Origin of the sequence: Streptomyces lincolnensis (assembly GCF_021173675.1) — a bacterium.
Lineage (GTDB): Bacteria > Actinomycetota > Actinomycetes > Streptomycetales > Streptomycetaceae > Streptomyces > Streptomyces lincolnensis_B.
This window is the reverse complement of record NZ_JAIHON010000014.1, coordinates 279,024-285,297: the sequence shown is the minus strand read 5'-3', so window position 1 is coordinate 285,297 and position 6,274 is coordinate 279,024. Positions and strand designations below refer to the sequence as shown.

The following is a 6,274-nucleotide window of genomic DNA, read 5'->3' as shown; positions in this document are numbered from 1 at the left end:
TCACCCTCTCGGGCTTTCCTCCGGGCGCTTCCCTTCGGTCTTGCGTTTCCGACTCTATCAGACCGTTTCCGGTTCCGATTTCCTCGGTGCTTTCCAGGTTCCCGCTTCCGCGTTTCCCTTTCCGGCGATTCCGACTCTATCAGATCCTTTCGGGCCTGACTCCCCGTCAGAAGGGGGCCGCCTTCCCGGCTGTTGGGCCGTTCCGACGAGTGAGACTTTAGCGGATTCCCGGCTCCCGAGCTAATCGGGGGCTGCGTCCTTTCGAACGCGGATTCCTCATTTCGTAAATACGCATGCCAATGGCGCGACGGCAGAACACTGTCGTCGAGTGTTGGCTGGTACTTGCGGAATGGCTGTCCGGGGACCGACCGAAGTCGGAGCTCACGTCGGACAACTCGGAGAACACTACGTACGGGCCCGGGGTGTGTCAACTCCGGTCCGGGCGGCGCTCGGGAGGCGTACGCTGAGCTCCATGACTACGCGTACGTGCACCCAGCAGTGGTGGGCCGCCTGACGGCGGCCGAGTTCACGTACGCACTCGACGGCCGCCGCCTCGGCGGCCGTTTCTGTGTCTCCCTCCAGCACTCCTGAGGGGCAACCGGCCGGCGAGGTCGGCGGGCCCGACCAGGAGGAGAGAGATGACGCGGGTATTCAGCGGGGTCAAGCCGACCGGGCACCTGACGCTGGGGAACTACCTGGGAGCCATGCGGCAGTGGGCCGCCGTCGACCAGCACCGCGCCGACGCGCTGTTCTGTGTCGTGGACCTGCACGCGCTGACCGTGGACCACGATCCGGCGCGGGTACGGCGGCTGAGTCGGCAGGCGGCGACGTTGCTGCTGGCGTCGGGGCTGGATCCGGAGCTGTGCACCCTGTTCGTGCAGAGTCATGTGGACGAGCATGCGCGCCTGTCGTACCTGCTGGAGTGCGTGGCCACGGACGGCGAGATGCGGCGGATGATCCAGTACAAGGAGAAGGCCGTCCGGGAGAGGGAGCGCGGCGGGAGCGTGCGGCTGTCGCTGCTGACGTATCCCGTGCTGATGGCGGCGGACATCCTGGCGTACGGAACCGACGAGGTGCCGGTCGGGGACGACCAGGCCCAGCACGTGGAGCTGTCGCGGGATCTGGCGGTGCGGTTCAACCAGCGGTACGGACATACGTTCGTGGTGCCCAGGTCCACGGTGCCGAAAGTGGCCGCGCGAGTCATGAACCTTCAGGATCCGGCTTCGAAGATGGGGAAGTCCGACGACTCCGGTCCGGGGATCGTCTATCTGCTCGATGAGCCGGACGTCGTCCGGAAGAAGGTGATGCGGGCCGTGACGGACAGCGGGCAGGAGGTCGTCTACGACAGGGAGTCGCGGCCGGGGGTGGCGAATCTGCTGGAGATCCTCGCGGCCTGCACGAGTGGGAACCCATCGGAGCTGAGCGGTGTATATGAAACGTACGGAGCTTTGAAGAAGGACACCGCCGAGGCCGTGGTCGAGGTCCTGAGGCCCGTGCAGGACAGGCACAGGGAGTTGTGCGCGGATCCTGGCTATGTGGAGGGGGTGCTGCGGGATGGGGCGGAGAGAGCTCGGGCGATGGCCCGGCCGACGGTCGATGCCGCGTATCGGGCGATCGGGCTGCTGCCGGCCGCTGCTGATAGCGCGGTGACCGCGGCTCGGTAGAGCGGCGCGGGTCCGGCGGGAGTGGGCTTGCCGCCCCCGGGTGGGCAGGGGGCGGCGGGCCGGGGGTCAGCTGTTGTTGCCGGAGGCCAGTGCGCGGCTGCGGTCGCGGGCGGCTTCGAGGGCGGCGATGAGGGCGGCCCGTACGCCGTGGTTCTCCAGTTCGCGGATGGCGCTGATGGTCGTGCCCGCGGGGGACGTGACGTTCTCGCGGAGCTTGACCGGGTGTTCGCCGCTGTCGCGGAGCATGGTGGCGGCGCCGATCGCGGACTGGACGATGAGGTCGTGGGCCTTGTCGCGGGGCAGCCCGAGGAGAATGCCGGCGTCCGTCATGGCTTCGACCAGGTAGAAGAAGTACGCCGGGCCGGAGCCGGAGAGGGCGGTGCAGGCGTCCTGCTGGGACTCGGGGACGCGGAGTGTCTTGCCGACGGCGCCGAAGATCTCCTCGGTGTGGGCGAGGTGGTCGGCGGTGGCGTGGGTGCCGGCGGAGATGACGGACATGGCCTCGTCCACGAGGGCGGGCGTGTTCGTCATGACGCGGACGACCGGGGTGCCGTTGGCGAGGCGCTCCTCGAAGAAGGAGGTGGGGATTCCGGCCGCGCCGCTGATGACCAGGCGGTCGGTGGGGACGTGCGGGACGAGTTCGTCGAGGAGGGCGCCCATGTCCTGCGGTTTGACCGTGAGGATCAGGGTGTCGGCGGTCTTGGCGGCCTCGGGGTTGGTGACCGGGGTGACTCCGTAGCGGGTGCGGAGTTCTTCGGCTCGCTCGGGGCGGCGGGCGGTGACCAGGAGGTCGGCCGGGGCCCAGCCGGCGCGGATCATTCCGCTGAGCAGGGCTTCGCCGATCTTGCCGGTGCCGAGGACTGCGACTTTCTGGGTCATGGTGCGGGGCCCTCCGGGGGTGCGTCGTCCGGGGTTCATCCTCGCACCGGGGGCATGGGGCGGGCGCGGTTGTCCGGTGGGCGGGACGGGCGGGGCGCGGGTCGGAGACGGCGGCCCGTTACGCCGTCCGCCTCCTCAGCGTCGCCGCTCCCAGTCCCAGTACCAGGACCGCGCATCCCGCCACGATCAGTACGTCCCGTACGAAGGTCGCGGTCATGTCGGTGTGCCGGAGCACCTCGTTCATGCCGTCGACGGCGTAGGACATCGGCAGCACGTCGGAGATGGCCTCCAGGACGGGGTGCATGGTGTCGCGGGGAGTGAAGAGACCGCAGAGGAGGAGTTGGGGAAAGATCACGGCCGGCATGAACTGGACCGCCTGGAACTCGGAGGCGGCGAAGGCCGAGACGAAGAGGCCGAGCGCGGTGCCGAGCAGTGCGTCGAGCAGGGCCACCAGCAACAGGAGCCAGGGGCTGCCCGTGACATCGAGGTCGAGGAACCAGACCGCGAGACCGGTGGCAAGGGCGGACTGGATGATCGCGAGGATGCCGAAGGCGAGCGCGTAGCCGGCGATGAGGTCGCCCTTGCCGAGGGGCATGGCGAGGAGGCGTTCGAGGGTGCCGGAGGTGCGTTCGCGCAGGGTGGCGATGGAGGTGACCAGGAACATCGTGATCAGGGGGAAGATCCCCAGGAGGGAGGCGCCGATGCTGTCGAAGGTGCGTGGGTTGCCGTCGAAGACATAGCGCAGCAGGAGCAGCATCACGCAGGGGATGAGGATCATCAGCGCGATGGTCCGCGGGTCGTGGCGGAGCTGGCGCAGGACGCGGGCCGCGGTGGCGGCGGTGCGGGACGCGTTCAGGGCGCTGGTGGGGGCGGGCGCGGGAGTCGTACCCCGTGTGGGGCCCCCGCCGGTGTTCGTGCCGCTGTCCGTGTGCGCGCTCGTGCTCATCGTGCCGTCTCCTTCTGCTGTGTGCGGTCGGCCGCGATCGCCTCGTCGACCAGGTGCAGGAATGCCGCCTCGACCGTGTCGGTGTGCGTCCGGGTGCGCAGGGCGTCCGGGGTGTCGTCGGCGAGGATGCGGCCCTCGCGCATGAGGAGGAGGCGGTGGCAGCGCTCGGCCTCGTCCATGACGTGGGAGGAGATGAGGAGGGTCGCGCCGCGCCGGGCCGCGATGTCGTGGAAGAGGTTCCACAGGTCGCGGCGGAGGACGGGGTCCAGGCCGACGGTCGGTTCGTCGAGGACGAGGAGTTCGGGGGTGCCGAGGAGGGCGACGGCCAGGGAGACTCGGCTGCGCTGGCCGCCGGAGAGGTTGCCGGCGAGGGCGTCGGCGTGGCTGGTGAGGCCGACGTCGGCGATGGCGCGGGTGACGTCGTCGTGGCGGCGTTCGGAGGCCGCGCGGCCGGGGGCGAGGATCGCGGCGAAGTAGGCGAGGTTCTGGCGGACGGTCAGGTCGTCGTAGACGGAGGGGGCTTGGGTGACGTAGCCGATGCGGGTACGCAGGGTGGGGTGGCCGGCGGGGCTGCCCAGGACGTCGAGGGTGCCGGTGACCTTGGCCTGGGTGCCGACGATCGCGCGCATCAGGGTCGACTTGCCGCAGCCGGACGGGCCGAGGAGGCCGGTGATCTGGCCGCGCGGGACGGTGAAGTCGAGGCCGCGCAGGACCGTGCGGGGGCCTCGGACGACGGTGAGGTCTTCGGCGCGGACGGCCGGAGAGGCGGAGGGGGTGCTGGGAGAGGCGGTGGAGGGGGTGTCGTCGTTCGTGGGTGGACCGGGCGGATAATTCATCATGTGATGAATACTGCTCCGGAGGCGCGGGGTCGTCAAGCCGGGTCGTCAAGCGGGCATGCCGGACGGCGCGGGCACGCGGGTGCGGTGGCGCGCGGGTGAGATGAGGCGGTGGCGCGGTGACGTGATCGGAGTCGGGCGTCCGGGCGGTGCGAGAGGTGGGGCCGCCGGGCCGGGGGTCAGGCGGTGGTGGCGAGCAGGAGGTCGACGTCGTAGACCTCATCGACGATCTCGTCGGGGAAGGTCTTGAGGAGGAGGGCGCGCTCGTCGGCGAGGAAGGCGGCGGAGGCCTCTTCGCCGTGGACCAGGAAGATCGAGTGGCTGCCTATGTTGGCCAGGTGCGTGTCGAGGGGGACGCGGCGGCTCCAGCGGACCCAGCGGCGGGTGAAGGTGAGGCGGCCGGTGGGGTCGACGAGGGCGGAGTGGTCCGCGTCGCCGTTGCGGTGGACGGTGCGGTCGCCGCCGAAGCGGTGCTGGATGCGGTGGGACTGGGCGGCGATCCACGGCACGTCGAGGGCGTGGGTGTTCCACCACAGGGCGAGCGCGCCGCCCGGGCGCAGGACGCGGAGGGCTTCCGGGACCGAGCGGTCGGGGTCGGTCCAGTGCCAGGCCTGGGCGTAGGTGAGGAAGTCGACCGAGTCGGCGGCGAGGGGGAGGTCGTTGCCGTCGCCCCGGATGATCGGGATGCCGGGGTGGGCGCGGCGGAACTGGGCGGCCATGCCGTCGCCGGGTTCCACGGCGACGACCTCGGCGCCCCGGGCGTGCAGGAGTGCCGTGGCGAGACCGGTGCCGGCGCCGACGTCCGCGACACGGGCGCCGGCGAGGGGGCGGCCGGCCAGTTCCTCGATCGTGTCGAGGAGGGCGGTCGGGTAGGAGGGGCGGTTGGCGGCGTACTGGGCTGCCGCGGCGTTGAAGGAGTGGGCCCGGAAGGCGTGGGAGGAGGCCGTCATACGGCCATGGTGGCGGGGGTGGGTGTGGTGGCGGTGAGTTTTCGGTGAGAGTGGGCGGGCCCGGGCGCTGTCCGCGGCGGCGTTGTGTGCGTGCGGCCTGGTCCGCCGGGTCGGCTCTAGGAGCGGCGGCGTTTCTTGGAGGGGTTGCCGGTGCGGCGGGAGGTGCGTTTGCGGTGCTGGTCGAGGGCCGTCTCGTACTCGGCGCGGTGGAGTTTCTCGCCGGGGGCCTCTGTGAGGCAGCGGAAGGAGTAGGCAAGGAGTGAGCCGACGAAGCCGATGGCCAGCAGGCCGCGCAGGGAGGCCTGGCGGTCGGGGTCCGGGCGCTTGCCGAAGCCGTCCCAGGTGTGGCGGAAGGCGAGGGCGCTGCACACCGCGAACATCACGACGACCAGGAGCGTGACGAAGCTGCCGGTGTCGGCGATCCGGAGGCCCTCGAAGGCGAAGCGGAGGACGAGGCAGGAGGCGGCCGCGGCCGCGAGGGAGCCGACGCCTGCCCCGACTCGACGGAGGGCGTAGCCGTTGTCGTGGTTCACCCAGGTGGTGCCGAAGAGGCGGAGGGGCTCGGGGCGGGGGCCGCTCTCGGAGCCCGCGGGGGTGTTCTGGGTGCCGGATTCGTCGCTCACGCGTCGATTATGGCTCCGCACGGACCGCGGGCTCCGGGTGGGTTCAGCCGCAGCGGGACGCCACGTAACCGTCGCTGCCGGTGTTGACGTAGGCGTCCGAGACGAACTCGCCGTTGCTGATGTTGTCCCAGATGTTGGTCGTGCCGTAGGTGCCGGAGACCCAGGTGCCCGGGCTCTGGCAGTAGATCGGGACCTTGGATCCGCCGGGCAGGGTGCGGACGATGCTGTAGCCGGTACCGGGGCCGCTGCGGACGTTGAGACGGACTCCCGGAGCGGTGGTGTAGTAGCGCAGGGCCGCGGCTGTCGTGACGAGTTCTTCCCCGCCGCCCTCGATCTCCTCGACATGCTCAACAGACATGAATGCCTCCCCCGTTGG

Annotated in this window: 7 protein-coding genes; 1 reads left to right on the top strand and 6 read right to left on the bottom strand. The window is 70.6% G+C overall.

Annotated features, from left to right (window positions below):
- Positions 1 to 638 precede the first annotated feature (638 nt).
- Positions 639 to 1,664 (top strand): tryptophan--tRNA ligase, encoded by a 1,026-nt coding sequence (trpS, locus tag K4B79_RS36875; RefSeq protein ID WP_232031782.1) that lies wholly within the window; start codon positions 639 to 641, stop codon positions 1,662 to 1,664.
- 66 nt (positions 1,665 to 1,730) lie between these two features.
- On the opposite strand, the gene proC is transcribed toward trpS, so the two are convergent.
- The 6 genes from proC to K4B79_RS36845 form a co-directional block, all read right to left on the bottom strand.
- Positions 1,731 to 2,543 (bottom strand): pyrroline-5-carboxylate reductase, encoded by an 813-nt coding sequence (gene proC / locus K4B79_RS36870; RefSeq protein ID WP_232031781.1) that lies wholly within the window; start codon positions 2,541 to 2,543, stop codon positions 1,731 to 1,733.
- A gap of 118 nt (positions 2,544 to 2,661) precedes the next feature.
- Positions 2,662 to 3,489 carry an ABC transporter permease gene (locus K4B79_RS36865; RefSeq protein ID WP_232031780.1) on the bottom strand — a complete coding sequence of 276 codons (828 nt, stop codon included), beginning with the start codon at positions 3,487 to 3,489 and terminating at the stop codon, positions 2,662 to 2,664.
- Positions 3,486 to 4,328 (bottom strand): ABC transporter ATP-binding protein, encoded by an 843-nt coding sequence (locus K4B79_RS36860; RefSeq protein WP_232031779.1) that lies wholly within the window; start codon positions 4,326 to 4,328, stop codon positions 3,486 to 3,488. Before K4B79_RS36860 ends, K4B79_RS36865 begins: the two co-directional genes overlap by 4 nt.
- A gap of 176 nt (positions 4,329 to 4,504) precedes the next feature.
- Positions 4,505 to 5,275 (bottom strand): class I SAM-dependent methyltransferase, encoded by a 771-nt coding sequence (locus tag K4B79_RS36855; protein ID WP_232031778.1) that lies wholly within the window; start codon positions 5,273 to 5,275, stop codon positions 4,505 to 4,507.
- A 116-nt stretch (positions 5,276 to 5,391) separates the two neighbouring features.
- On the bottom strand, positions 5,392 to 5,898 hold the full coding sequence (locus tag K4B79_RS36850) for an EamA/RhaT family transporter (RefSeq protein ID WP_232031777.1): 507 nt from the start codon (positions 5,896 to 5,898) through the stop codon (positions 5,392 to 5,394).
- Positions 5,899 to 5,941: 43 nt separating this feature from the next.
- Complete coding sequence (locus K4B79_RS36845; protein ID WP_232031776.1) at positions 5,942 to 6,256, bottom strand: SH3 domain-containing protein; 315 nt, start codon at positions 6,254 to 6,256, stop codon at positions 5,942 to 5,944.
- Positions 6,257 to 6,274: the final 18 nt, after the last annotated feature.

Excerpts from the sequence above, each read along its gene's own strand:
- trpS (WP_232031782.1), top strand. The coding sequence starts at position 639 with ATGACGCGGGTATTCAGCGGGGTCAAGCCGACCGGGCACCTGACGCTG.
- proC (WP_232031781.1), bottom strand. The coding sequence starts at position 2,543 with ATGACCCAGAAAGTCGCAGTCCTCGGCACCGGCAAGATCGGCGAAGCC.
- K4B79_RS36865 (WP_232031780.1), bottom strand. The coding sequence starts at position 3,489 with ATGAGCACGAGCGCGCACACGGACAGCGGCACGAACACCGGCGGGGGC.
- K4B79_RS36860 (WP_232031779.1), bottom strand. The coding sequence starts at position 4,328 with ATGATGAATTATCCGCCCGGTCCACCCACGAACGACGACACCCCCTCC.
- K4B79_RS36855 (WP_232031778.1), bottom strand. The coding sequence starts at position 5,275 with ATGACGGCCTCCTCCCACGCCTTCCGGGCCCACTCCTTCAACGCCGCG.
- K4B79_RS36845 (WP_232031776.1), bottom strand. The coding sequence starts at position 6,256 with ATGTCTGTTGAGCATGTCGAGGAGATCGAGGGCGGCGGGGAAGAACTC.